General features: G+C 49.0%; 22 protein-coding genes. 14 read left to right on the top strand and 8 right to left on the bottom strand.

All coding sequences use genetic code 11. The annotated features are described in order from the left end of the window. The first annotated feature begins 232 nt into the window (after positions 1-232). The 5 genes from CVV44_10985 (at position 233) to CVV44_10965 (ending at position 5,446) form a co-directional block, all read left to right on the top strand. Positions 233-1,780, top strand: coding sequence for a hypothetical protein (locus CVV44_10985; GenBank protein PKL38404.1), 1,548 nt, complete (start codon positions 233-235; stop codon positions 1,778-1,780). A 24-nt stretch (positions 1,781-1,804) separates the two neighbouring features. Next, complete coding sequence (locus CVV44_10980) at positions 1,805-2,392, top strand: dephospho-CoA kinase (protein PKL38403.1); 588 nt, start codon at positions 1,805-1,807, stop codon at positions 2,390-2,392. Then, a complete protein-coding gene (locus tag CVV44_10975; protein PKL38402.1) occupies positions 2,359-3,198 on the top strand; it encodes a hypothetical protein in 840 nt (279 codons plus the stop codon). The genes CVV44_10980 and CVV44_10975 overlap by 34 nt, the downstream gene beginning before the upstream one ends. A 125-nt stretch (positions 3,199-3,323) precedes the next feature. Continuing rightward, the gene (locus tag CVV44_10970) at positions 3,324-3,968 is read left to right on the top strand and encodes a DUF47 domain-containing protein (protein PKL38401.1); all 645 of its coding nucleotides are present in this window, start codon (positions 3,324-3,326) and stop codon (positions 3,966-3,968) included. Next, positions 3,965-5,446 (top strand): inorganic phosphate transporter, encoded by a 1,482-nt coding sequence (locus CVV44_10965; protein PKL38400.1) that lies wholly within the window; start codon positions 3,965-3,967, stop codon positions 5,444-5,446. The genes CVV44_10970 and CVV44_10965 overlap by 4 nt, the downstream gene beginning before the upstream one ends. Here CVV44_10965 and CVV44_10960 read toward each other — a convergent pair. Continuing rightward, positions 5,440-5,844, bottom strand: a complete 405-nt coding sequence (locus tag CVV44_10960; protein PKL38399.1) for a hypothetical protein — start codon at positions 5,842-5,844, stop codon at positions 5,440-5,442. The two genes, CVV44_10965 and CVV44_10960, sit on opposite strands and share 7 nt — an antisense overlap. A 202-nt stretch (positions 5,845-6,046) precedes the next feature. Between CVV44_10960 and CVV44_10955 the strand changes: the two genes are divergently transcribed. Continuing rightward, a complete protein-coding gene (locus CVV44_10955) occupies positions 6,047-7,075 on the top strand; it encodes a hypothetical protein (GenBank protein ID PKL38398.1) in 1,029 nt (342 codons plus the stop codon). A gap of 19 nt (positions 7,076-7,094) precedes the next feature. Then, the gene (locus CVV44_10950; protein PKL38397.1) at positions 7,095-7,298 is read left to right on the top strand and encodes a cytosolic protein; all 204 of its coding nucleotides are present in this window, start codon (positions 7,095-7,097) and stop codon (positions 7,296-7,298) included. Positions 7,299-7,304: 6 nt separating this feature from the next. Here the strand turns inward: CVV44_10950 and CVV44_10945 are convergent, their stop codons facing one another. Further along, complete coding sequence (locus CVV44_10945) at positions 7,305-7,649, bottom strand: cupin domain-containing protein (protein PKL38396.1); 345 nt, start codon at positions 7,647-7,649, stop codon at positions 7,305-7,307. 214 nt (positions 7,650-7,863) lie between these two features. Here CVV44_10945 and CVV44_10940 point away from each other — a divergent pair, with 214 nt between their 5' ends. Further along, on the top strand, positions 7,864-9,141 hold the full coding sequence (locus CVV44_10940; GenBank protein ID PKL38395.1) for a hypothetical protein: 1,278 nt from the start codon (positions 7,864-7,866) through the stop codon (positions 9,139-9,141). Positions 9,142-9,168: 27 nt separating this feature from the next. Here the strand turns inward: CVV44_10940 and CVV44_10935 are convergent, their stop codons facing one another. The 4 genes from CVV44_10935 to CVV44_10920 are packed head-to-tail and all read right to left on the bottom strand — an operon-like array spanning position 9,169 to position 14,142. Next, on the bottom strand, positions 9,169-10,374 hold the full coding sequence (locus CVV44_10935) for a hypothetical protein (protein ID PKL38394.1): 1,206 nt from the start codon (positions 10,372-10,374) through the stop codon (positions 9,169-9,171). Positions 10,375-10,412: 38 nt separating this feature from the next. Next, complete coding sequence (locus tag CVV44_10930) at positions 10,413-11,057, bottom strand: tRNA CCA-pyrophosphorylase (GenBank protein PKL38393.1); 645 nt, start codon at positions 11,055-11,057, stop codon at positions 10,413-10,415. Next, a complete protein-coding gene (locus CVV44_10925; GenBank protein PKL38392.1) occupies positions 11,054-13,396 on the bottom strand; it encodes a molybdopterin dinucleotide-binding protein in 2,343 nt (780 codons plus the stop codon). Before CVV44_10925 ends, CVV44_10930 begins: the two co-directional genes overlap by 4 nt. Positions 13,397-13,416: 20 nt before the next feature. Beyond that, positions 13,417-14,142 carry a class I SAM-dependent methyltransferase gene (locus CVV44_10920; GenBank protein ID PKL38391.1) on the bottom strand — a complete coding sequence of 242 codons (726 nt, stop codon included), beginning with the start codon at positions 14,140-14,142 and terminating at the stop codon, positions 13,417-13,419. Between the two features lie 40 nt (positions 14,143-14,182). Between CVV44_10920 and CVV44_10915 the strand changes: the two genes are divergently transcribed. From CVV44_10915 to CVV44_10900, 4 genes are all read left to right on the top strand, one after another. Then, on the top strand, positions 14,183-14,371 hold the full coding sequence (locus tag CVV44_10915; protein ID PKL38390.1) for a hypothetical protein: 189 nt from the start codon (positions 14,183-14,185) through the stop codon (positions 14,369-14,371). Positions 14,372-14,401: 30 nt separating this feature from the next. Next, entirely contained in the window at positions 14,402-14,740 is a 339-nt protein-coding gene (locus CVV44_10910) for a hypothetical protein (protein PKL38389.1), read from the top strand. Continuing rightward, positions 14,737-16,437, top strand: coding sequence for a hypothetical protein (locus tag CVV44_10905; protein PKL38388.1), 1,701 nt, complete (start codon positions 14,737-14,739; stop codon positions 16,435-16,437). Before CVV44_10910 ends, CVV44_10905 begins: the two co-directional genes overlap by 4 nt. A 432-nt stretch (positions 16,438-16,869) precedes the next feature. Next, positions 16,870-18,000: a hypothetical protein gene (locus CVV44_10900; protein PKL38387.1), complete on the top strand. Its 1,131-nt coding sequence runs from the start codon at positions 16,870-16,872 to the stop codon at positions 17,998-18,000. A 42-nt stretch (positions 18,001-18,042) separates the two neighbouring features. Here the strand turns inward: CVV44_10900 and CVV44_10895 are convergent, their stop codons facing one another. Both CVV44_10895 and CVV44_10890 read right to left on the bottom strand, forming a co-directional pair. After that, positions 18,043-18,630, bottom strand: coding sequence for a cytochrome p460 (locus CVV44_10895; protein PKL38386.1), 588 nt, complete (start codon positions 18,628-18,630; stop codon positions 18,043-18,045). A 114-nt stretch (positions 18,631-18,744) separates the two neighbouring features. Then, the gene (locus CVV44_10890; GenBank protein ID PKL38385.1) at positions 18,745-20,763 is read right to left on the bottom strand and encodes a hypothetical protein; all 2,019 of its coding nucleotides are present in this window, start codon (positions 20,761-20,763) and stop codon (positions 18,745-18,747) included. Between the two features lie 366 nt (positions 20,764-21,129). Between CVV44_10890 and CVV44_10885 the strand changes: the two genes are divergently transcribed. Continuing rightward, positions 21,130-21,714: a hypothetical protein gene (locus CVV44_10885; protein ID PKL38384.1), complete on the top strand. Its 585-nt coding sequence runs from the start codon at positions 21,130-21,132 to the stop codon at positions 21,712-21,714. 351 nt (positions 21,715-22,065) lie between these two features. Then, entirely contained in the window at positions 22,066-22,995 is a 930-nt protein-coding gene (locus tag CVV44_10880; protein PKL38383.1) for a hypothetical protein, read from the top strand. Position 22,996 lies beyond the last annotated feature (1 nt).

Here is a 22,996-nt window from a genome sequence, read left to right as displayed (position 1 = left end):
AAAGCCTGTTATCCTTGTTATCTAATAATATACTGCGTATCAGGGAAATGTGAAATCAGCAATAATATTAGAGTCAACTAATTTATTTAGAAGTTTCTAAAAAAATAATGAATTCTTAATTTTCTCGATACCAGTTCATTCTACAGGGTATTTTTTTCGCAGGAGTGGATTTTTTATCCGGATCATGGGCGTATTCTTCCGTGATTTACCTCTTTCGTCGATAATGTGATTGATGATGGGGGAAAATATTACATATCAGCTGATAGAGAGCAGGGAAGACCACCAGACTCTTATCGTAATCGATGAAAAAGGCACCTGGCCTCTGCACAGTAAAATGTATCCGTCGCGGGAGGCCGCGTCCCTTGAAAAGGAACTGGAGCCCGGTGTCCATGATATTCTCATTGTCCTGGGAACAGGACTGGGATATCACCTGGTGCCGCTGAAAAAACATCTTTCCCGGTACAGGCTTATCCTGTGCATCGATTTTCTTACGGGCCTGGAGGAGCATGTGGCCCGGGATAACCTTACCGTTTTTCTGACCGGATCACGGAATGTCCATTTCATCCTGGGAAAGGACATCCATGAATTGCAGGCTATCCTGGACAGCCTCATTGATTTTAGCGAGATACGGGGGATCAGGGTCGTGGAACATCCCGCATCCATGAGGATATTCCCCGAATACTATACGGGGGTCCGATCGGCTATACAGTCCATGATAAACAGGAAGGCCGGCAGCGGCGCCACGGTACGGGCCTTCGGTCCTCTTTTCATGCGGAATATAATAAAGATGCTGGGACACATGGAGGGATTCTTTCCCGTCAGGTCCCTCTTCGGGCTTTGCGCAGGAATGCCCGTTCTCATTGTAACGCCCGGCCCTTCCCTGGAGAAGAGCCTGGATCGAATAAGAGAGCATGCCGGTCGTTTTTTTATTATCGCCGTGGACTCGGCCCTGCCGGTGCTCCAGCAGGCCCGTATTGTTCCCGACATATGCATCAGCATCGATCCGCAGCCCTATATCGCCGAGCATTTTCAGGATGTTTCGGTTCCTGATGTCCTTTTTGTCGTTTCAGTGTCGTCCAATCCCCTGGTGCTGACGCGCATTAAATGCCGCCGGACCTGGCTTTCCCTGAACAGTCATCCCCTGAGCCAGGTCCTGGAGGAACTGCATCCCGGCGTTGTGGGGTCCGTTGATTCGGGAACGGGGTCCGTGGCCGGTGACGCGTTGTGTCTTGCCGTTTCCATGGGATTTTCCACCATAGCGCTGGCAGGATTTGATTTTTCCTTTATCAATTATGATATATATGCCCGTGGCACAGCCTATCAGCGCCGCTACACCCGTTATTTTCAGAACAGGTTGTCTCCCGTGGAAACGGCCAACTTCAACTATGTCATGAAATCGAGCCGGGGATTCCGGCATGACGGGATATTCAGCCGCAAGGCCTTCATTCATTATAGGGATAGGCTTGAGGATTATATTGTCCGGGCCGGTAAAGGCAGGATATACAGGCTCCATGGCTCCCGCATCGGACTGCGGGGAGCCGCTGATGCTGATATGGAGGATTTTCTCGGGGAATGTCCTCCAGCCGTGGATAAATCCGCCCTGGCGGAAAGGGCCGCGGGCCGATTGCCGGGACTGGATTCCCTCCTGTCCCGTGAGCGCATCTTGTCACTGCTCGGGGACAGGGATGTCTTTGACGAGGTGATGAGGCATTCCCTCGGGGAAGGGCGTGATACCCGGCGCGAAAGGGCTATCACAAAACTCCGGGATCTGTTGAAATGACATGCCGAAAGGAGGCAAGGATATATGCGAATCGGTGTAACAGGAATTTTCGCATCGGGTAAGGGAACGGTCTGCAGTATGTTCCAGGAACTGGGTGCCCGGGTCATTGATACTGATATCATCGCCCGAAATATTGTAGAGCCGGGAACCGACGGGCTTGCGGCCATCGTCAGTGAATTCGGCGACTCCTGGCTTCATGAGAACGGTACGCTGAAAAGAAGGGAGTTTGCCATGGAGATATTTAAGTATGAGGAGAAGGTGCGGCGCCTCAATAGCATCACCCATCCCCTTATTCTCAAAACCGTACTTGAGGAATCCGAATCGAACCATATTTATATGATAAATACGCCGCTTCTCTTTGAGACCGGTTTTAATGAAAAAATGGACAAGAATATCGTTGTTTTTGCCGACCCGATTCAGGTCATAGACAGGGGTATGAAACGGGATGCAATCACCGAAAGCGAGATACGGGACCGCCTGAGTCATCAAATTCCGCTAAAAGAAAAAATGAAAATGGCCGATTATATAATAGATAATTCGGGCTCTATGGAAAATACCAAAAGGCAGGTTGTGGAAATATGGAACATTTTGAATCAAATAACGAGAGAGTAAGGGAAAAAAGCATGTATCTGCTCCACCTTGATACGCCCCGCATCGTGATTCTCGCTTCGGTGATAACGGGATTAATCGTCATCTCCTTTCTCCTTGGCATGAATTTCATCAAGGATGGCGGAAATGAGGGGGAGAAACTCTCCCAGAGCGATATGCTTTTTAATGACCAGAGGGTGCCCGGGCTGACGGACCAGAATATCCCCAACCCACCGCACAGTGAGATGAATCCCGGTCCCATAGACAGCGCCATTGCCGAGCTGGAAAAGACCGATGGCAAGGACAAAAAAGGGGATAACAGCCTCGTGGCCACGGAGAACCGTGGCAATGGCGATATTCTCACTACGGATAATATAAATGAGATTATTCAACCCGCCAGGGATGATAAGCAGGTGGGCCGTTCGGACCATGCCGTCATTGATCCACCGAAGGAGAAAGCGAAAAAATCGGATAAGCATAAGGCAGTGGTGAAAAAAATGAATAAGACCGACAGGAATAAAACCACCGCCTCGAAGAAAAAGAAGAGCACCATTGTCCCCGTGGCCAATGATGAAATCCAGTCCGAAAGGGGAGGGCATGGATATGTCATTCAGGTGGCGTCCTATGATAAAAAAAGTAAAGCCCAGGGAGAGGTAAGCAGTCTGAAGAAGCTGCAGTATGACGCCTTCATGGACGGAACAAAGGTTAACGGAAGGCAGTATTTTCGTGTCAGGATCGGGCCCCTGTCATCGAAGGACAAGGCCCTGAAACTTCTCAACGAGGTACAGGGTCATGACCGGTACGCTGAAAGCTATATGACAAAAGAATAATATGATAAAGGGCGGTATATATACGTAGGGGCGGGTTTGAAACCCGCCCCTACGTATATATACCGCCCCTCAACATCTATATACAATCTGTTTTTAACAGTCATCAAAAAGGTAAGGGCGACACCATGCATACGCTTTTTAACCGGACCAACGAACTCATTCGAAAAATAGACCAGTTCATAGATCTGACGGCCCAATCGAGCCTGCTCTTTAAACTGGCCCTGAAACTCTACCTGGAGAAACGGTACGATGAGTTCGAAAACCGTTTCATATCCTTGAAGCAGATAGAAAATCAGGCCGATGCCGTGCGCAAGGACATTGAGAGCCAGCTCTATGAACAGACCCTCATTCCGGAATCGCGCGGTGATGTTCTGGGCCTCCTGGAGAACATGGATTATATTGCCGACAGTGCCAAGTCCACCATGCTGGAATTTTCCATCGAAAGACCCTGGGTGCCGGAAAATATCGGGAAAGGAATGTTGGAGCTGGCGGAGCCCGTGAACAAGGCCGTGGAATCCCTGGTCTACGCGGTGCGCGCCTATTTTTATGACATCAATGCCGTGAAGGACCATCTGCACCTGGTGAAGTTTTATGAGCGTGAGGCCGATACGCAGACGGAAAAAATCAAGCGCGATCTTTTTGCCATGGATATTGAACTGGCCTGCAAGACTCAGCTCGGCGGTTTCATAAGGCGCATCGACAACCTGGCCGATGAGGCGCTGCAGGTGGCGGACCGGCTTAACATAGCGACGATTAAAAGGGTAGTATAGTGGCTTTCCTTCTTTATTTATCCAGTGGTATTTTCCTTGGCTGGTCCCTTGGCGCCAATGACGCGGCCAATGTATTCGGGTCAGCTGTGGGTTCCAAGATGCTGAAGTTCCGAACGGCCGCTATAATCGGCAGCATATTCATCATCCTGGGGGCGGGAATATCGGGAGCCGGCGCCGCCGGCACACTGGACCGCCTGGGCAGCGTGAATGAGATTGCCGGGGCCTTCATGGTTGCCCTGGCCGCCGCAGTCACGGTGTTCTGGATGACCAGGCTTCAGCTTCCCGTATCGACCTCGCAGGCCATAGTGGGGTCCATCATAGGCTGGAACTTTTTTTCCCGTTCCCTGACGGACATGGGATCGCTGCGCGGCATTGTCATAACCTGGATAGCCTCTCCGGTCCTGGCGGCCCTTTTCTCCATTGTGATATATCTAGCCGTAAAATGGATGCTGAACCGGTCAAAGATGCACATGCTGAAACTGGACATATATACCAGGATTGCTTTTATCGTCGCCGGTGCCTTCGGCTCCTATTCACTGGGGGCCAATAATATCGCCAATGTCATGGGCGTCTTTCTCTCCGTGTCTCCCTTCAGGCCGCTGAATTTATTACTGGTCCGTCTTTCTCCGGGAGATCAGCTCTTCATCCTGGGAGGAATAGCCATTGCTGCCGGCGTGGCCTCGTATTCATACAGGGTGATGAAAACCGTGGGGAGTGGTATCGTAAGACTGAGCCCCATTGCCGCCCTGGTGGTGGTGCTGTCCACGAGCCTGGTGCTCTTCATCTTCGCGTCGGAAGCCCTTGAGTCCTGGCTTATCGCCTATAATCTCCCCAGCTTTCCCCTGGTGCCTGTATCGAGCTCTCAGGCCGTGGTGGGTGCCGTGCTGGGAATTGGCATAGTCCAGGGCGGGAGGGGTATCAACTTCCGACTCGTGGGGAAAATAGCGTCGGGATGGGTTACCACACCGATAATAGCCTGTCTCCTGAGTTTTATCTCGCTTTTTTTTATACAGAATGTGTTCAATATGGTGGTGTATAATCCCGTTAGCTACCGCATAACACCAGAGGTGGCGGTAAAACTGCATGAAGAGAACGTATACGTGCCTGCCATTGATCTTTTAGTCAATGTCGAGTTTGATGACGCCGTATCGTTCAGCGAAAGGCTTAAGGAAAGTGACATGGGCCTGGAACAGGGGGTAATCGATCGGATCATCGGTTTTTCCGAGGTCCATCCCATGCGGGTGAACCTCGCGCTCCTGGACAGGGAACTGGAAAACAACTGGCTCAGGTCGGAACGTATGAAGACCCTTAAGACTCTTGAAGGGATGGAGTTTCAGTACAAGTGGCAGCTCTACGACGCGCTCTTAGCGGTGAGCCCCGCATGGAGAATGAAGCCCGTTGAGCCGAGGAACAGGTCTTACAACAGGATGATCACGGAAAAGCTGTCCTATTTATACAGGACATTCGCCGTTCAATAAATATTGTCCTTGATGAAAAGCTCCTCCAGTTCATCGGCTTTTGCCGCTATGTAGGTGAGGGACTTCATGAAGCGGTGAGGATCGCAGTCCTGAAGCAGGACGGTGTTCCTGAGAATGAGCGTATCGTTAAGCAGCGCTATCCCGCCGTAATCAAACGTGGTGTTCTGCTGAAGACAGTATTTATAAAGTTCGCACAGGTCATTTTTAAGTTTTCCGATTATTGAGTAGTAATTGATAATACGGTCGCCCGACTCATCCCTGGTGAGGGTGATAAGAATTTCCTGTGAGCGGTTATTATCGAATTCGATGTTCGTAGTATAGTTGCCCTGGTTGTCCTTGTGAAAGCGTATTTTGAATTCGCTTGCCACGGCCGATATGAAACCATCAAAAATTTCCATTGTAGTGCCTCAGCTCTGTCAGTTTTCTATATCATGTATAGTGATTTTCTATCATGAAACATCATTTTAGTCAAGGATTTAACCGGTCCGTACCCTATTCAGGAAAATTAAATCCGGAAATGATATATTTATACGTGCGGGATACTGTCAAGCAAAAAGGGTGGTTTGTGGAGTCGAGGAATTTCGTATTTAGGCAATAAATATGCCCGTCGGAATTAATTTCTTGATTAATAATACTTTACTTTATGATAATGTGCACACCGGTTACAGGTACGTACATACAGAATTTAATCAGGGTAATCCTATGTTTGCATCAGTTTTATTAACGGAAAACAAGAAGGTCCGCCGTGAGCTCGTGGCCAATGTTATGGATCATGTATATTTTCTCGCCGGCGAACTGGGCGAGCGGACGCTGCGGCAATATGACCATCTCAACCATGCCAGGTATTACATTAAAGATTATTTCAGGGAATTCGGTCATGAGCCCTGGGACGAAAAATACACGGCCAACGGCATGGAAGTGGCCAATGTGGCCGTGGAGATCACGGGTTATGACAGGCCCGATGATATTATCGTTGTTGGTGCCCATTACGATACGATAGAAGATTCTCCCGGTGCCGATGACAATGCCTCGGCCATCGCCGGTCTTCTGGAACTCTACCGGCTGCTTTCGCCGTACCGTTACAAGAAAACCGTGCGCTTCGTGGCTTTTACCCTTGAAGAGCCGCCTTTTTTCAGCTCGGAACTCATGGGGAGCATGCAGTATTCGGCGGGATGTAAAAAGAGAAATGAGAATATCGAGCTCATGATATGCCTGGAGATGATCGGCTTCGGCAGTAAAAAATGTCCCCAGGAATTTCCCCTGGAGGAAATGAAGAGGAACAAACCCCCTTTCGGGGATTACCTGGGAGTCTTTTCTCTTCCCTCGAGCTCACCCTATGTCAGTCTCTGGAAGGATGTCTATAATGCCGCCGCCAAACGAAAGATATATGATATAGTGGGACCTGCCTCAATTCCGGGCATGGACCTCTCGGACCACCGATCCTTTGTTGCCCGGGGATATCCCGCCATTATGCTTTCCGACTCGGGATACTACCGGAACAAGAATTACCATACACCGGGTGATACGCCTGATACGCTCAACTATAATTTTCTCGCCGAAAACGTACACAACTCCCATTTAGCCCTGCGCGATATACTGAACATGGATAAGCTTGTGGGACCGCGATAACGCGCCTGAGGTATGATGAATGGAATGTAAAAAAGAAACAAACCTGAAGAACTGTAATTGTTCCTATGAACCCTGCTCCCGCAAGGGGATATGCTGTGACTGTGTGGCATACCATCTCCGGTCCAGGCAGCTCCCAGCCTGCTTCTTCCCGGCCGACGCCGAGAGAACCTATGACCGTTCTTTTGAAAACTTCGCCCGGCTGGTTAGCCAGGGAAAAATTTAACAAATTTTATCCCGCCACAAAAACGGTTTTCTTCGCCGGTCTCGGCGCCTTGATGACCATGAAGCGGAGGTCCTCGCCGCTTTCATTGTACCAGCAGTGCATGATGTCCTTCGGGCTTTCTATCAGGGTGTTGGCACTCACCGCTTCCCTCTCATCGCCGACTTCCACGATCCCTGTACCGCTCAGAACATAAAAGGCCACGTCAACGGGTGTTATGTGACGCTTCAGGGACTGGCCGGGCCTCAGGGTGATTATCGTCACCATGGCGCTTTCTTCGTTGTAGAGGTTCCGGGCATCCACGTTGTGGGCGTTTTCCATTACCGGTGCGTCCTTCAGTTTTCTGGTTACCATACTATTCTCCTCATTTCTTTGAAATATAATATGAAAGGGATGAGTCTGTCCTTGACGCAGGTCAAGAGGGACACAGGGATGGTGGAAAAATAAAAAAAATCTTGTCCTTATGTCGCTTTTAGCAGGTAATAGTATAATGATAATGGGTTAAAAATTGATAGTGTTCATTATCATTATTGTGTTTAGTTTAATAAAATAAATACATGGAGTCTTTATGAAACGTTTTTTTGTATGGTTTTCTTTCTTGTTTTGCGTTTCCGCAACGGTGGGGGCGTGCGGTGACAGCCCGTCCTGGGATACCACGGTAACGGCAGGTGCGGTGCCGGTAGCTGATTTCGGTGTTTATTTCCCCCTCCTGAAAAAAGTTGCCGTTGATGTGGAGGGAAATGTGTATCTGGCCGGTTCGGGATTCAACCTGGCCGGGGACGACACGAAGATGGACTGGTGGCTGCGAAAGTTCAGCCCAAAGGGCAGTCTCAAGTGGGAAAAGAAACTCGACGGCAACGGCGGCAACGATGAGATCCGTGACCTGGCTTTTGATGCCGAAGATAATGTCTATGTTGTGGGATATGGAACGAATGTTGAACCGGGCGGCTCCACGGTGACCCATATGGACTGGTGGATAAAGGAGTTCGATCCTTCGGGCACCGAGCTGTGGGACTATAAAAATAATTTCCAGTCAGGAGATGATATTTCTACAAGTATTGTCATTGATCATGATGGTAATATTGTTGTTGGGGGATATTTTTACAATACTGCGGCGGATCATGAGGTTGATTATGGAATTATGAAATTTGCCGGTGAAACGCATTCATATGTTTGGGCTACCGGGTACCTGTCAACTTTTGATAAATCCACGCATGATTATCTCTATGCGCTGGATGTAAACGCGAACGATGATATCTATGCTGCCGGAACGGCCTATGTGAACAGTAACAGTGACTGGTGGATCATCAGGATAAATGGAGATGACGGGACCCTGGGCACACAAGCCCTGGATTATCCCGGAATTCTCAGTCTTCCCGATGAGGTAAAGGCACTTTCCCTAAATGGTTCGGATGCAGTATATGCGGTCGGTTCTTATTATTCCCAAAATACTTCGATTTATCAGGAATGGGCTGTAAGAAAATATGATAGCGACCTGAATGATGATGATCCAGCCTCGATGCTTATTGGTAATACTACTTCGGAGAGCGTTGACGGAGGTTCGGATATTGCCCTGGACCTGTATATCGATGGCGATGATAATGTCTATGTTCTGGGATATTTTGAGACGGTCGATGGAACATCCTATGTGATAAAAAAATATGCTGCTGATGGCATCCTGGCATTCACCAGAGAACTGACCCTTGTGAAGACCGGCACTTATAAAGACTATGTCTCCTTCGCTTTTGATAACGCGGGACATGTGTATCTTGCAGGCAACGAATACATTATTAATGGCGATTTCGTGACATTCAACTGGATCATTGAAAAACACAGTATTGATTAAGTAAGATTCAGTCCCAGGGACGGGAATTCACAACCCGTCCCTGATCAGCAGGGCTACTCTGATGCCGCCGTTCATGAAGAGAATCTTCCTGTCCTGGTGAAGGGACAGGGCCTTTTCCTGCTCGAGACCGGGAACTATGACGGCCACACCGCACCGGCCGTAATCCTCGCGGAGCGTTTTTCCCAGGCGGTGATAGAAGTCCCTTACGTCATCGTTGCGCAGCCGTTCCCCGTAGGGCGGATTCAATACGATGAGGCACTTTTTCTCCGCCGGTATCGTATGTATTTCACGGAAGAAGTCCCGCTTCTCCAGGGAAATTATCCCATCCAGCCCCGCACCGGAAATATTTTTCCGTGCCGCCTCCATGGCCCGGTCGTTGATGTCCGAGGCGAAGATAAAGGGAGCTTCCGGGTTCACGACCTGTTTCGCCTGCAGGCTCTTTTTCAGGTGATTGTAGGCCGCGGGCCGGAAGGCCGGCCAATCCATGAAGGGGAAATGCCGGCGGGGCGCCGGGAGCTGTCCTGAAAGGATGCCCGCCGCTTCCAGGCTGAAGGTTCCGGAGCCGCACAGGGGGTCCATGACCAGGTTGTATTCCTTCACGCGGGCCTCGGTGAGGATAAGGGCCGCCAGGGTCTCCCGCAGGGGCGCCCCGGTAACGTGATGTTTCTGTCCGCGTTTGTATAATTCATCGCCTGACGTGTCCAGGCTTACCTGGCACCGGTCATGGTCCAGGCGCAGGTGTACGGTCTGCCATGCTTCATCATTAACGGTTTCCCATGAGGGCGTCATGCCGTACTCGCTGAACCGGGAAGTTATTGCCTTTTTAGCTTCTTCAGCCAGGCGGCCCGTGTGGTACAGCCGTGATTTATGGGCAGTAATGTGAAATGAGATAGGGGCTCTGTCCCGGAGATAAAGCTCCCAGGGGATTTCCCTCAGCCTGTCGTGGAACCTGTCGAAGTATTCCGCCCGGAATGTCGCTATCCTCATGAGAAGACGCGTGATGGTTCGGGAACAGAGGTTGACCCGATAGCACGCTTCCAGTTTCCCGGTGAACTCCAGGCCGCCTTCCACGGTTTCGTTCATGGGGCCGATGCCCAGCTCGGCCAGCTCGCGGGCTGCTGCGGCCTCGAAGCCGGGCTGTACAATGGCGAAGAAGGAGTGGTCGCGGGCCGCTATGTGCTGCTTTATCCGCCGCTGGAGGCCGCGGGTGACTGTCATAGATTGCTCTTTCATGGTGATTTTTCAACGGTTTCTGTTGATTTGCGCGTCCGTTATTGACCGGTATCACGGGACAGAAAGTGTGTCAATGTATTTATGTTTATAAAATCCGACCAGTATAACGCGGTCTGTTTTTCCAGGAGCAGAAGCGACACCATCCCGCCGCATATTCCGCCCTGGTTTAGGGGATAGGGCTCGCCGCAGGAGGGACAGGCCCCCACAGGACCGGAGGATTTTTTTCCCAGGAAGTCCCGCCTTATGAGAAGGGGAGACGTGCCGAGGATCGAGGCCCCGGCCTCTTTTATCTGGCTGAAGAGGGCTTCGCTGTCCTGTTCTTTCTTCGTCTTCAGCTTCATGAACCACTCGTAAATTACCGGCCGGGCGGCAAGGCGTTCCCGGTCGATGTATACCCGCACTCCCTTTCCGGTGTACTTGTCATAGAAGGAAAGGGCGAATCTTCCCACATTGATGATTTTGAGCCACCCGTTTCCCACGGTGCAGGGAGTAAGAAGCTGTACCGCGTCGGGAAGGCAGTTTTCCGTTTCACAGATGACGTCAAATAACTCGCCCGGGGGAAGATTTTTCATGGCAAGGTCCACCATGAACCCGCCTATTATCATGCCCGGCGCCAGGTGGCCGTGAAAGGATCGTATCCTGTCAAGGTATTCTTCGTAGGTATAATCGGCAATCATGTTCATGATATTCTCTCGATGCGGCATGGCACATACCGATGCAGGGGAGTCGCCGCCAGTTTGTCGCGCCATATGTTTTTTGTGAGGGTGTTGACGTTGACGCCGTAGGTGTTTCCGCCGTGGATCAGACCGAAACCATGGGGAATAAGAACCTGTCCCTTTCTTGTGTCATCGGTTAATTCAACTTCTATATCGGCGCTTCCGGCATGCGTTGATATACGGGCCATGTCTCCGTCGGCAAGGCTGAGAGAGGCGGCGTCTTCCGGGTTCATTGCCAGGGTACAGGCACGCTTGCCCCTTACCCATTCCGGGTCGCGCATGAGGGTGTTGGCCACCCTGTTTGTATGACGCCCCGCGTTGAGTATGAAGGGATATTCAGGGTCCGGGGCCAGTTCCGCCGCTTCTGATGCGGGAGTGATCCCGATGACCCAATCACTGAGTTCGGGAATAAACATATTGATCCTGCCGTCTTCCGTGCGGAGTTCGTCTTGGTTTCTGTCGGGATCGAGCCGGCCGATCCATATCCCCTCGGGTTTGTCCAGAAGCTCCTGGAATATTCTTTCGCTTTGTTCGATTTTCGGGCTCAGGGCGAAAAGGGGCACGATGCTTCTGTACCTGATGCAGTAAAAAATAGCCCTGGCTATATGATGAGGGCGGAACAGTACGGTAAAGGCCGGACGGATCGGATACCCGGCGCGCACGGCATTTTTCCATGAAGGGCCCGGCATGGCGAAGATGATGCCCCATGCCGCGGCAAGGTGGGCGGATCCGAACTTCGCGCCCAGGGTCCGCGCCAGGATAAATGGAAGGCTTTTCATGGCTTTTGGGTTCGCCTTCAGGTAAGAGATGAAGGCTGCGGCAAAGGCGAAGCGGTCCTTCTGTGCGGCTTTTTTCAGGTATTCGGGGATCTCCGGTACCAGGCCCGCGCCCTCGGCCAGGCGTGTAAATATCTCACCGCACTCCTGTCTTTCTCCTTCCGGCTCCACAACGGGCCTGCGGAGGTGAAAATAGATTTCGGGATAGTTCCACTGGAAGAAGGTGGAGTCCCAGGACTCCAGGCCGCTTCGGGCGGGAAGCACGTAATGAGCCATTCTCGCCGTTTCCGTCATGGCCAGTTCAATGGTAACCAGGAGGTCGAGCCTGGCAAAGGCCTTTTCATATTCCGTAGTATCGGCAAAGGAGCGAAGGGGATTGCTGGCGCAGGTGATCACCGCGCGGAGCCGCTCGGGATTATCGTTCATTATCTCCTCGGGCATAACGTTTGGCGGAAAAGCACCCAGGATGGCGGGAAAATCCGTGTGAACGGTGCGCCAGGTCTTGGGGTCGCGCTCATCACTGTGCGAACCAAGGGGTACTACCGTTCCCGGGATCACGTTCCCTCCCCGGACTCCTGACCTGCCGCAGATAGTTGAGAGGAGCATCATGAGGTAGGCCGTCACTGTGCTGTGCCGGTTCATCCACACGCCCAGGTCGGGGTGCATGCACCATTTTCGCGTTGCAAGCTGCCCGCACAGGTTCTCCACCGCGTCGTATTCGAGCTGGCAGACTTCCAGGGCTGCCCTGATGTCGAAATTCCTGAACCAGAGCTCGACCTGGTCAAAGCCGGATACCTTTGTTTTCAGAAATTCCCTGTCCTCCCAGCCCTTTTCAAGGATAAGGGCGATCATGGCCCGGAAGAGCAGGGCGTCGGCGCCGGGCCTCACCGGAAGGTGGATATTGGCTATCCGCGCCGTTTCCGATTTGCGCGGGTCGATGACCACCAGGAGTTTGTCGGGGTTCTGGGCAAATTCACGGAGCACCAGGGGAGCACGGGGAACCTGGTGGCTCTGCATGCCGTTCCAGCCGATGGCCAGCATCATATCCGCCCCGTCTTCGTGTGGTATGGCGAAACGGTTCTGCCGGCCCATCATGCGTCCGCAGACCCAGAAATAACCCGTGAGCTCCTGGGCGAGGGCGTTATAGTTATACCGGGAGCCAAGGCCGCGCAAAAAGCTCATGCCGAAGCCGGCCTCGAAATGGGTTCCCTGGCCTCCTCCTCCCATGTATGCAAAGGATCGCGGCCCGTGCCGGCCGATAATATTTTTCAGTTTTTCAGATATTTCAGAGATCGCCTGGTCCCATGAAATTGGGACGAAGCCCTGTTCGGTTTTTTTCAGGGGAGTGGTGAGACGGTCGCTGTGATGATGATGAAAGGCGATGTTTGTCCCCTTGTTGCACACATAGCCTTTGCTCCTGGGATTCTTCTTGTCGCCCCGGACCTTTTCTATCGTGTTGTTCTCGACGAAAACCTCAAGGCCGCAGTTTTGCGCGCAGAGCACGCAACTGGTCTGTTTCCATTCTCCCATGGCCGTCCCCCTACCTGTAATTATACTGCCGCTTTCTCTTTTCCGGATTGGACCTTCACGCAGGAATACACGGTAACGAAATTATCACGATAGTCTGCCATAAGGATTTCGAAACCGGCGCGGTAGAGCATCTCCTCCATGATCCAGTCAAAGGTTGAATATTCACTTTTAATGTGGTTGATAAAATTCTTTCCCGTGTCCTCCCCGGCGGTCTCGTGCATATGGCCCACGGCGTAATCAATGCTCTTTTCGTACTTTTCCATGTTGATGGAAAAGACAATGTCCCTGAGAAAAAACCTGCCGCCGGTCTTCAGCATGGAACCGATCTTTTTCAGGGCCACCATTTTCCAGAAGTCCGGGAGGTGATGGAGGGCCAGCTGTGAGACCACAACATCGGCGGGATCACCGCTATGCTCGTAATTCAGGAATCCGGCATTGATGAAACTGATATTGGAGAGGCCCGCAGTCGCGGCCTTGTTCTTCACATGGCCCAGCATTACCGGAGAGATGTCCACGGCTGTCACTCGGGAACATATCCTGGCAGAGGCAATGGCGAAGGTGCCGGTGCCGCAGCCGAATTCCACCAGGGTATCTTCGTCCTTCAATCCCGTGGCTTCCATGATCTCGACGATTTCAGCATCAATATTGCGAAAGCGTGACATGCGTTCATCGTATTTCTGTACTTCCTCTTCGCTTTCGTAATCGGTGCCGATCTGACGCATCTCGTCGTAGAACCATTCTTTCATGGGGTCTCCTTTAGTTGTGGTTTGCTGCCGGTGTGTGAGTTTGATATATCCCGGTATCACGGGGAGGGAGGTCTGTCAATATATTTATGGGCGGGAGAGTACGCAAAAAATCGGCATGATTTCTGTTTTTCGGCGCATGAAAATTATAAGAATTTCCGCCTGTCCGGAATTTTATCATTTATTCCAAAATAAACTTGATCGTCCCCAGTGGATAAGTATTTTTAAATAAAACGAATGAATCCGCTGTGAAACAGGAACAATGACATTTCCACAAAAAAACACACGTGAAATCCATGTAGATGACCTGCTATACCTGTGGCATCTGAACGACGATTGGGAAACCAGGAACTCCTGGATAGTTGTTGCAAGGAAAGACCATGAGAATGGCCAAATGCTTTTTATCGATCCCTACCATCATGATATACTGCCCACACCGGAAATGGTGGCGTCAGCGATACGTTTCAGCATCGGGCATGGATGGGACCCGCTGATCAAGGGACAACCCGTGAGGCTCGCATATAACGGGGAGTCCTTCGAAATTCTTCCAGAGGGGACAGGCGATTGGGAACATCATCTCAACCTGAAATATCTGCAATGACAGGAACACTTTTGTCTGTCATTCTTCTCTTAATCACATGCCCGCTTTTCGCGGAGAACATGACCATACTGGTGCATCCCTTTAAAAACACGGGGGAACAGAAATATTCATGGATTTCCCCGGGAATGACCGATACGGTGATATCGGACCTCTGGAAGATCAGGAACATCACGGTCATTTCCGAAACCGACCGCTTAAAAGCTATACAAGAACTGGAATTGAGCATGACAGGTCTTGTCGATGAGGAAAAGGCAAGGAAAACGGGAAAGATCCTGGGAGCCGATATTATTTTCACCGGGAGCTATCTGGTTTTGGGGAAAAGGATACGCGTCAATGCCCATCTGGTGGATGTGACGAAGGGAAGCATGGAGAGGTCGGTAAAAATAGACGGCACTATTGAAAAGATTTTTGACCTCCAGGACAGGATAGTATTGGCCCTTGTGGCAGAGACGGAAAAAATCGAAATCGCCGATATAAAACGGATACATGTTAGTGATAACGATAAAAATAAAATTCTATCCTCAACAAAACCGGATCTGCGCGCCTATGAGCGCTACTCAAAGGGGCTTGAAATACTGCACACAAACCCCCGCGGGGCCTTACGCTATTTCAAAGAGGCGATTAAAATTCAATCCGATTATGCTGAAGCCCTTGCAAAGGCCGGGCTCACCGCCGGCTATGTTCTCAATCTTTATGATGAGGGATTCGGTTACTTGGCAAAACTAGATATCCTTTACCGGGAAAAAGGAGAAACCAATACAAGGGAATACGCCGTTTTAATGCAGCTCATGGGCATGATGTACCACAGCCGGGGAGAGACGGACAGGGCGCTGGACAGTTATTCCCGTTCCATGAAAATATTGTATGGCCTCGGGCTGGAAAAGAGCGGTCATTACGCGGTGATCATGGCCAATATGGCAAACGTGTATCTGGATAAAAAGCAGCCCCATAAAGCCCTGGAATATTTTACCAGGTCAGGGAATATACTGGACTCCCTTGGTCGGCAGAATACCGGAGCCTATGCAATCCTCCTGATGAGCATGGGCAATATTTATTATATATCTCAGCCGGACAAATCACTGGAATACTTTTTAAAATCCAGTAAAATACAGGATAATCTGGGCCTGCAGAACACCTCGGGATATGCGAGTCTTATGACGAACATGGGAAACGCGTACTCCATAAAAAAAATGCCTGACAGGGCGCTGATGTATTACTCGCGTTCAAAGAAAATTCAGGAAACCCTCCGAATAGGAAATACTGACAACTATGCTGTTCTTATGAGCAACATGGGTATCATATTCATGTTGAAAAAAAAGCCCGACACGGCCCTGGAGTATTTCCTGAAATCGAAAGAGACAAAAGACCGGCTTAAGCTGCAGAAGACCATGGGCTATGCAAGTGTTATGGAATATATGGGGGCCGCCCTGTATGCACAGGGCCGGTATGACACGTCCCTGGCATATTACCTGCGATCGGCAAAACTATATGAAATTCACCATTTTCAGAATACCGCGCAGTATGCTCACATACTGTTCAGGATTGCCGAAGCATATGAAAAGCGGGAAAAAAGAAAACAAGCCGGCGATTATTACAGAAAGGCGTATAACTCATATACGGAAGCCGGTTATACGGGAGAATTAAGGGGCAAGGCCCTGAACAATGCAGAGCGGCTGCAGGGAAAACCGGCCCCTTAAAGGGGGCCGTGTTTTTACTTTGATCAAACACTATGGAGGCAAAGAAATGTTTTTATGGCGAATGATAAAGGTCACTCTTGCTTTGCTTGTAAGTACGTTTCTTCTTAGCGTGGATACCTATTCTGATATGCCTCCCGGTCCTGGGGGACCTGGTCCCTTCTCTTCAGTAGCCAGGAACGGTTTCAGATAAGACGCATTCGGTTTCACGGATCGTGTTTTGCGGCGGAAATTCCTGTGTGACAAAGATACATGATTTACGGGAAAACTATATATGCACAATGTTTAAAAATATTGTTATTCTATTTATTGACAATGAAGTTAAACCGAGATATCATATATTTATAATTTTCAATATATTCAATATCCAGGATGTAAATTATCTTTGTTTACAATAGTTATTTATCAAAATAAATTCAGAAAGAAGGTAAACATATGTCGATTTTACTTATATACAGCCTTGGTGTTGGCATATCAAGTATTATAGCCATATATGGTATATGGAAAATATTCCGCGGTTCTTTTATAGCAAAAATATCTATTTTATTTTTAATCTGGGGAGTAACACTTCTGTATTACGCCTATATAATCTTACTCATGGGTTTAGTGCATATTTCATGGACTGCTCCGATTGCCTGTGCTCATTTTATAGTGATCAACATTTATATCAAGAAAACAATGAAAAATCCTCTGGATAAAGTGATACACAGCGTCAATGAAATGTCTTCAGGAATTATTAATTTTGATTTTGATGAAGCTATTGCAAAACAAAATGATGAGCTTGGAGTGCTAACAAAAGCTTTTTTCAGCACAACACAAAAATTACAGGAAACAATTTCATCATTTTCCCAAAGTACGGCGACGATTGCAAACGCGTCTGATGAATTAAATGCAACAGCTCAGAATTTAAGCCAGGGAGCAAATGAACAGGCAGCGGGCATTGAAGAGATGTCAAGTTCCCTTGAAGAGATTGCAGCAAGTATTTTAATAAACACGTCAAACACAAAAGAAACCGGCATGCTTGCTAAAAAAACGGCCGAACAGAGCAGCGAAGGCGGCAAAGCAGTGCTGGAAGCTGTCGCGGCAATCAAGCAGATCGCGGAAAAAATCACTCTTATCGAAGACATAGCGTATCAGACGAATCTGCTTGCGCTTAACGCAGCTATTGAAGCGGCACGAGCGGGAGAGCATGGCAAAGGATTCGCTGTCGTAGCCGGCGAAGTGAGAAAACTGGCGGAAAAAAGTCAGATTGCCGCGCAGGATATCGGCAAGCTTGCAGTAAACGGTGTCTCTGTTGCCGATAAGGCAAGTACCCGGTTTAAAGAAATATTGCCTAATATTGATAAAACCTCACAGTTCATTCAGGATATTGCTGCTTCTTCAGAAGAACAGGATACGGCTATTAAACAATTCAACGAGACTGTAGAGCAACTTGGATTCGTGGCTACATCCAATTCATCGGCATCGGAAGAACTCGCCTCTACATCTGAATTGTTAAATAAAGAAGCGCAAAATTTAAGTACGATAATCGGATTCTTTAAATTAGACGGGAAAGAGATTCAATAAAAGATATGCTCTGCAGGAGATGAGGGATGAATTAGTCCTCCCTCATTTTTGTTCTTTAACTACAAGCGATACCTTGTCGACGGCTTTCCCGCTCAGATAACTCAGGTGCCGGGTAAACACGAAATCCCTCTCTTTTACGCGCATGTGACAGTTGAAACACTCCCGGGCAAAATCGGCATCCGCGCCGTAAACCGAAAATGTATTCCCGGCTTGATTGTACGGAAAGCGCGCGTATCCCCATCCTCCCGTTTTTTTGAATTTTTTATCGTCCTTGATCATATACTCTATACGCATGATCTGCACCGGTTCTATCGAAGATTGGAAATCCGGGTTTTGGCCGAGGGTATATCCCAGTTTCACCAGAATGGACCCATTTTCAAAAAAGGGCTTTTGAGTGCCGGCCTTTTTGTAGGACCGCGCCGCCGTATCGTTCCCCCATATTACATGCATCTCGTCCCTGTCTACGCGCATGTGAGCTGCAACCAGCTCCCAGGAGTCATATCCGTTGGCACGGTTCAGCTCCAGCCCGTTCGGGGCTTTTAAGTCCGGTAATTTCCCGGCATCGAATCCCCGGGAATAAAGATAGGCGGTAATGCCGAGGATCACAATAATAATCAATGAACGCTTCATGGAATGCCTCCTGTTTACAAAGTATATTTAGAATACAGAAAGTCAAATTTTATAGAGCTGTGCCTGCCCGGAGCAGGTTCCGATGCTTCGGCGCTCTCGAAGTGTTCACCATTCTCAGGGAGATTTGTCTGTTCTATTAAATTTTTGTAAATAATTCTTCATTCGGTTATCGGGATGGTCATGGGATAGTGCTATATCAAATATTGTCTTTCCTTCCGGGGTCTTAAGGTTCAGGTCGGCCCCATTTTCCGCCAGTATCATCATTGTCTCGAGGCTTGTTCGATATCCGGCCAGGTGGAGCGCACTGTAGCCCGATGAATACCCGGGGCCGGAGGTCAGCCTGTCTATATTCGTGCCGTTTTTAATGAGGGCCAGTGCTGTTTCGGAATTATTCTTTTCGGCGCAGCAATGGAGCGGCGTATTCCCTCCCTTGTTTAAAACATTGAGATCAGCACCTTTTTTAGCAAGAAAAGATACAAAGGGTGCTATGGCCGCCTCGGCTTCCTTAATTTTTGAGGGATCACGTTTTAGTCCGCGGAGCCATGCCAGGTGGTACAAACTTGTTCTTTGCGCAAGTGTATGCAGGGGAGTATTACCTTCATTGTCTATGGCATTGACATCAGCGCCATATGAAACAAGTTTTTTTATCACATCAAGCTGTTGAGGCGATGAAAATATTACATTACTTCTCATGGCACTGTGCAGGGCGGTGCGGCCCTCGTCGTCCCGGATATCAACGGGGACTCCTTTGCGGAGGAGGAAGTCAATGATGGGAAGTGCAGTTTTCGGATTTTCACAACATGCCGCCCGGTGCAGCGGAATCAGTTTATCACGGCGGTCCTTTCCCCTGAGGAGATAATTGAGGTCGGCGCCGTTTTTTACCAGGAGCGTAATAAAATCAAAGCGATGCAGCTGACAGGCTTTCCACATGAGTTCCGTATCATGCTCGACTCTGGCACCGTGGCTCAGAAGAAGCTCGATGATTCTTTCTGCTTTTTTCTGATCTACCGGTTTGCCGGTATCACGGTTATAATCAGCCTGGAAAAAGGCCTCTCCGATGGGTGTGTCATCACTTCTCCACTTGATGTTGATATCGGCGCCCGCATCGATGAGCAGTTTTATGATTGAATAGTTTTGTCTCTGTACAGCCCTCCAGAATACCGGGACATCGTTATCCTCGTGTCCTTCGCGGCAACGGGGATCTGCCCCGTGACGCAGGGCCTTTTTTGCGGCAGTAAGATCACCTTTATTAACGGCGCCGGCAAGAAGGGAATTTGCTCCGCGCTGTACTATGAGTTTATTGAAGGAGGCCACCAGTTTTTCACTATCGGGGGACAGTGATACGGTGCGGGCAAATTCATTGGAGCTTATATCATTGGAAAACTGATATTCAAAGCGCGGCCAAGAATTGTTTTTGGTGTTTATCTCCAGTTTGAAGGTTTCCTTCATCCTGCCGTTAATATCGGGGCGCGCAATATATCCCGTTGAGGAAATTGTAGACTGTCCCTGAAGCTCTTTGAAGGTGAACCCGAAACTGTTCCTGTAAAATTCGTCGTATATTTCCTGATCATCATGATAACTCAAACTGTAGGTAAGTATCACCGATGAATCCTCATCAACATTGTATCCGTTGTTCTTAAGAATGGCCAGGATGCGGGATACCATCCTTGCATCAAAGGTAAAGGTGAAGGCTTTCTTTTCGAGTATCAGTGAAAAGGTTTTATTATAGATTTCCGGGTTCAGTATTCTTACAGGGAAGTAAATAGCATTTTCCTGGTCTCGATGTCTCAGGGCGCAGCTTCGGTCCACATTCGGTTCCAGGAGCATGGTGATGAAAATGGCCGAGGGAATTTTAAAGTTCCCCTTTCGGTCAAGTTTTACTATGTGATGTCTCTCGCCGCAACGTCCCACATCGCTGTAGCCGATGGTGGACCAGGTCCGCCCCTTGCACGAGTAATGGACGGTCCAGTAGAGGTCATCCATATCGGCGTCTGTCCGGTTTATCACGCGGCCGCGTTCTGCCCCCGCCCCTGTAGTTGCACAAGCGGCGAAACATGTGACCAGAATCAAGATGATGATGGGGATGAGTATTTTTTCCATTGTCCGGGCTCCATAAAAAAGATAAAGCACCATACTTTTTATGGAATTTATTGTATATAAAAAAACTGAGCATTTATAATGATGCGCAAGGAAAACATTTCCTTTTTTGTATCCGGCAGCCTGAAGTATCCGCGGTGTGGAAATGTTGTATTGCTTAATGGTTCCTTTTTAAGTAATTGACATGGGCATTAATCATAATATAACAGGCTGATTTTCGGTATAGGAGCTGTCATTGCTTTCGCAACATGCCGGAAAAAATGCCGGTATTATGGACGGTATAAAACTGAAAATTTAAATAGCCTTTCCTGAATGGTGCACGTAAGACACATTCAGTCTCATGGATCGGTTTTTGGCGTCGTGATTTCTCTGATAGACAAATAAAAAAATACTGGAGGAACAATGAAACATTATCTCAAAGCTATCGTACCTGTTCTGGTAATTGCGGCTGTAACTGTAGTATCGGGCAGGGCGATCGAAGAAAAGAAAACTTACAAAATAGGCGACAGGGGCCCGGCTGGGGGATTTATATTCTTTGACAGGGGAATCGACACCAGGGCCATCGATCTCAAGAGATGGCGCTATCTTGAAGCAGCACCAATTGACCAGAGTGCTGATGCCGCCTGGAGCGAGGGGAGCACCGGTGTAACGGGCGCAACGGGTACTGAATTGGGCGCCGGCGCAGCCAATACCTCAAAAATTTTACAGGTTCACGGAAGCAGCGCCCATGCGGCCAAGGTGTGCGCTGATTACAAGGGCGGCGGTATAACCGACTGGTATCTTCCATCCAAAAAAGAGCTGAGCCTGCTCTATACCAACCTGAAGAAAAAAGGGATCGGCGGTTTTTCTGATAACGAATACTGGAGTTCATCGGAAAGCGATGAAGCGTACGCATGGTACCAGGGATTCGAAGATGGCGCTGTTGACAACAACGCCAAGACCAATCATCTGAGGGTACGCGCGGTCAGAGCCTTCAGAGAGGAATAGATTTATTGAAAATAATTTACGGATAAACGCGGATCGGATATTTCCGGTCCATGTTTATCCGTATTCATTATGGGCACCTCTAAAAATCAGGTCCTTTTTGCTCGTGATATACAATCCCGCTGCCTGTCCGGAACTTTTGTCAATAATGGAACATCGCGGATGTAAAAATAATCATGGATGCTTACAACGGCTTGTAAAACTGTCGAACCACGGCAGAGGCACGAGATATTCAGTTCCATGGGACGGTTTTTAACGGTGGAAAATTCTTGTATGCCCCCCTCGCCACAAAAAAATACACTCCTGAGAATTTGCTAAAAACAAGGAAAAAAATACATACAGGTAAAACTTTACTTGAAATATACAAATAATAAATTGTATGTTATTCGTTGGTTGGAAAATTACAGCTTTATCAAGATGCCTGAAGTTTTCGTGTATGCAGGAATAACTGATTATTGGAAGGACTTCGCTATGAAAAAAATGATTATTGTCTTGATGACGTTAAGTGTAACGATTTTTGCCGGTTGTGCTACCGGCGAAAATACGGTAAAAATTGATCCGGTGATGAATATTAATGTTCCGGACAATCAGAAAAGAGTAATATCGGTATCCAGGTTTGAGGACAGGTCCATCGGCACAAAGGACTATGCGCCATGGCAGCAGGGAATTCCCGACATGATTATGGAGTCGTTGGGCGCCATTCCCTATTATAAAGTGATATCACGGGAGTATATAGTAAAAAAAGTACTCAAAGAGCAGGAATTCCAGCTCCTGGGCGCCACGGACCAGAAAGGTGTGGTTGAACTGGGCAGGCTCCTGAACGCTCAATATATAGTTGTGGGCTCTTTTTCAGTTTTCAGGGAGACTCTGCAGATCAATGCCAAGGTTATGTCAATCGAGTCGGGAGAAATAATGGTGCAGACGTCCAAACAAGGCAAGCTGGACGGTTTTTATACCCTGCAGAACGATATCGCCATCACCATTACCGAAGGGATGAACCTCGCAATGAACGACGCTGCCAAAAAGACCCTGCTTGAGCGTCATGACACCAAGGTTGTGGAGGCGTCTCTGGCCAATTACCGCGGCGAGGAAAAACTAGAGAAAATTCAAATCCTGGAAAATAAGGCAAAGGTCGGGAAAAAAGCAGACGTTGCACTGGAAGTTAAAAAGATAAAGGAAGAGGCCAAAGAAGACTTTAAAAAGGCCCTGGATTACGACAGCGAGTATGAAAAGGCGAAGAAGAACCTTTCCAGGATGGCCCTGGCTGTGCCCATGACACTGTAGT

The organism is Spirochaetae bacterium HGW-Spirochaetae-1 (assembly GCA_002839375.1).
In the GTDB taxonomy this organism is placed as follows: domain Bacteria; phylum Spirochaetota; class UBA4802; order UBA4802; family UBA5550; genus PGXY01.
Note: the sequence above shows the minus strand (reverse complement) of the source record. Positions and strands in the feature narration are given on the sequence as shown.

Excerpts from the sequence above, each read along its gene's own strand:
- CVV44_10920 (PKL38391.1), bottom strand. The coding sequence starts at position 14,142 with ATGAAAGAATGGTTCTACGACGAGATGCGTCAGATCGGCACCGATTAC.
- CVV44_10940 (PKL38395.1), top strand. The coding sequence starts at position 7,864 with ATGAAACGTTTTTTTGTATGGTTTTCTTTCTTGTTTTGCGTTTCCGCA.
- CVV44_10935 (PKL38394.1), bottom strand. The coding sequence starts at position 10,374 with ATGAAAGAGCAATCTATGACAGTCACCCGCGGCCTCCAGCGGCGGATA.
- CVV44_10950 (PKL38397.1), top strand. The coding sequence starts at position 7,095 with ATGGAATGTAAAAAAGAAACAAACCTGAAGAACTGTAATTGTTCCTAT.
- CVV44_10945 (PKL38396.1), bottom strand. The coding sequence starts at position 7,649 with ATGGTAACCAGAAAACTGAAGGACGCACCGGTAATGGAAAACGCCCAC.
- CVV44_10885 (PKL38384.1), top strand. The coding sequence starts at position 21,130 with ATGAAACATTATCTCAAAGCTATCGTACCTGTTCTGGTAATTGCGGCT.
- CVV44_10980 (PKL38403.1), top strand. The coding sequence starts at position 1,805 with ATGCGAATCGGTGTAACAGGAATTTTCGCATCGGGTAAGGGAACGGTC.
- CVV44_10955 (PKL38398.1), top strand. The coding sequence starts at position 6,047 with ATGCCCGTCGGAATTAATTTCTTGATTAATAATACTTTACTTTATGAT.
- CVV44_10930 (PKL38393.1), bottom strand. The coding sequence starts at position 11,057 with ATGAACATGATTGCCGATTATACCTACGAAGAATACCTTGACAGGATA.
- CVV44_10890 (PKL38385.1), bottom strand. The coding sequence starts at position 20,763 with ATGGTGCTTTATCTTTTTTATGGAGCCCGGACAATGGAAAAAATACTC.
- CVV44_10975 (PKL38402.1), top strand. The coding sequence starts at position 2,359 with ATGGAACATTTTGAATCAAATAACGAGAGAGTAAGGGAAAAAAGCATG.
- CVV44_10895 (PKL38386.1), bottom strand. The coding sequence starts at position 18,630 with ATGAAGCGTTCATTGATTATTATTGTGATCCTCGGCATTACCGCCTAT.
- CVV44_10960 (PKL38399.1), bottom strand. The coding sequence starts at position 5,844 with ATGGAAATTTTTGATGGTTTCATATCGGCCGTGGCAAGCGAATTCAAA.
- CVV44_10985 (PKL38404.1), top strand. The coding sequence starts at position 233 with ATGATGGGGGAAAATATTACATATCAGCTGATAGAGAGCAGGGAAGAC.
- CVV44_10925 (PKL38392.1), bottom strand. The coding sequence starts at position 13,396 with ATGGGAGAATGGAAACAGACCAGTTGCGTGCTCTGCGCGCAAAACTGC.
- CVV44_10970 (PKL38401.1), top strand. The coding sequence starts at position 3,324 with ATGCATACGCTTTTTAACCGGACCAACGAACTCATTCGAAAAATAGAC.
- CVV44_10905 (PKL38388.1), top strand. The coding sequence starts at position 14,737 with ATGACAGGAACACTTTTGTCTGTCATTCTTCTCTTAATCACATGCCCG.
- CVV44_10900 (PKL38387.1), top strand. The coding sequence starts at position 16,870 with ATGTCGATTTTACTTATATACAGCCTTGGTGTTGGCATATCAAGTATT.
- CVV44_10910 (PKL38389.1), top strand. The coding sequence starts at position 14,402 with ATGACATTTCCACAAAAAAACACACGTGAAATCCATGTAGATGACCTG.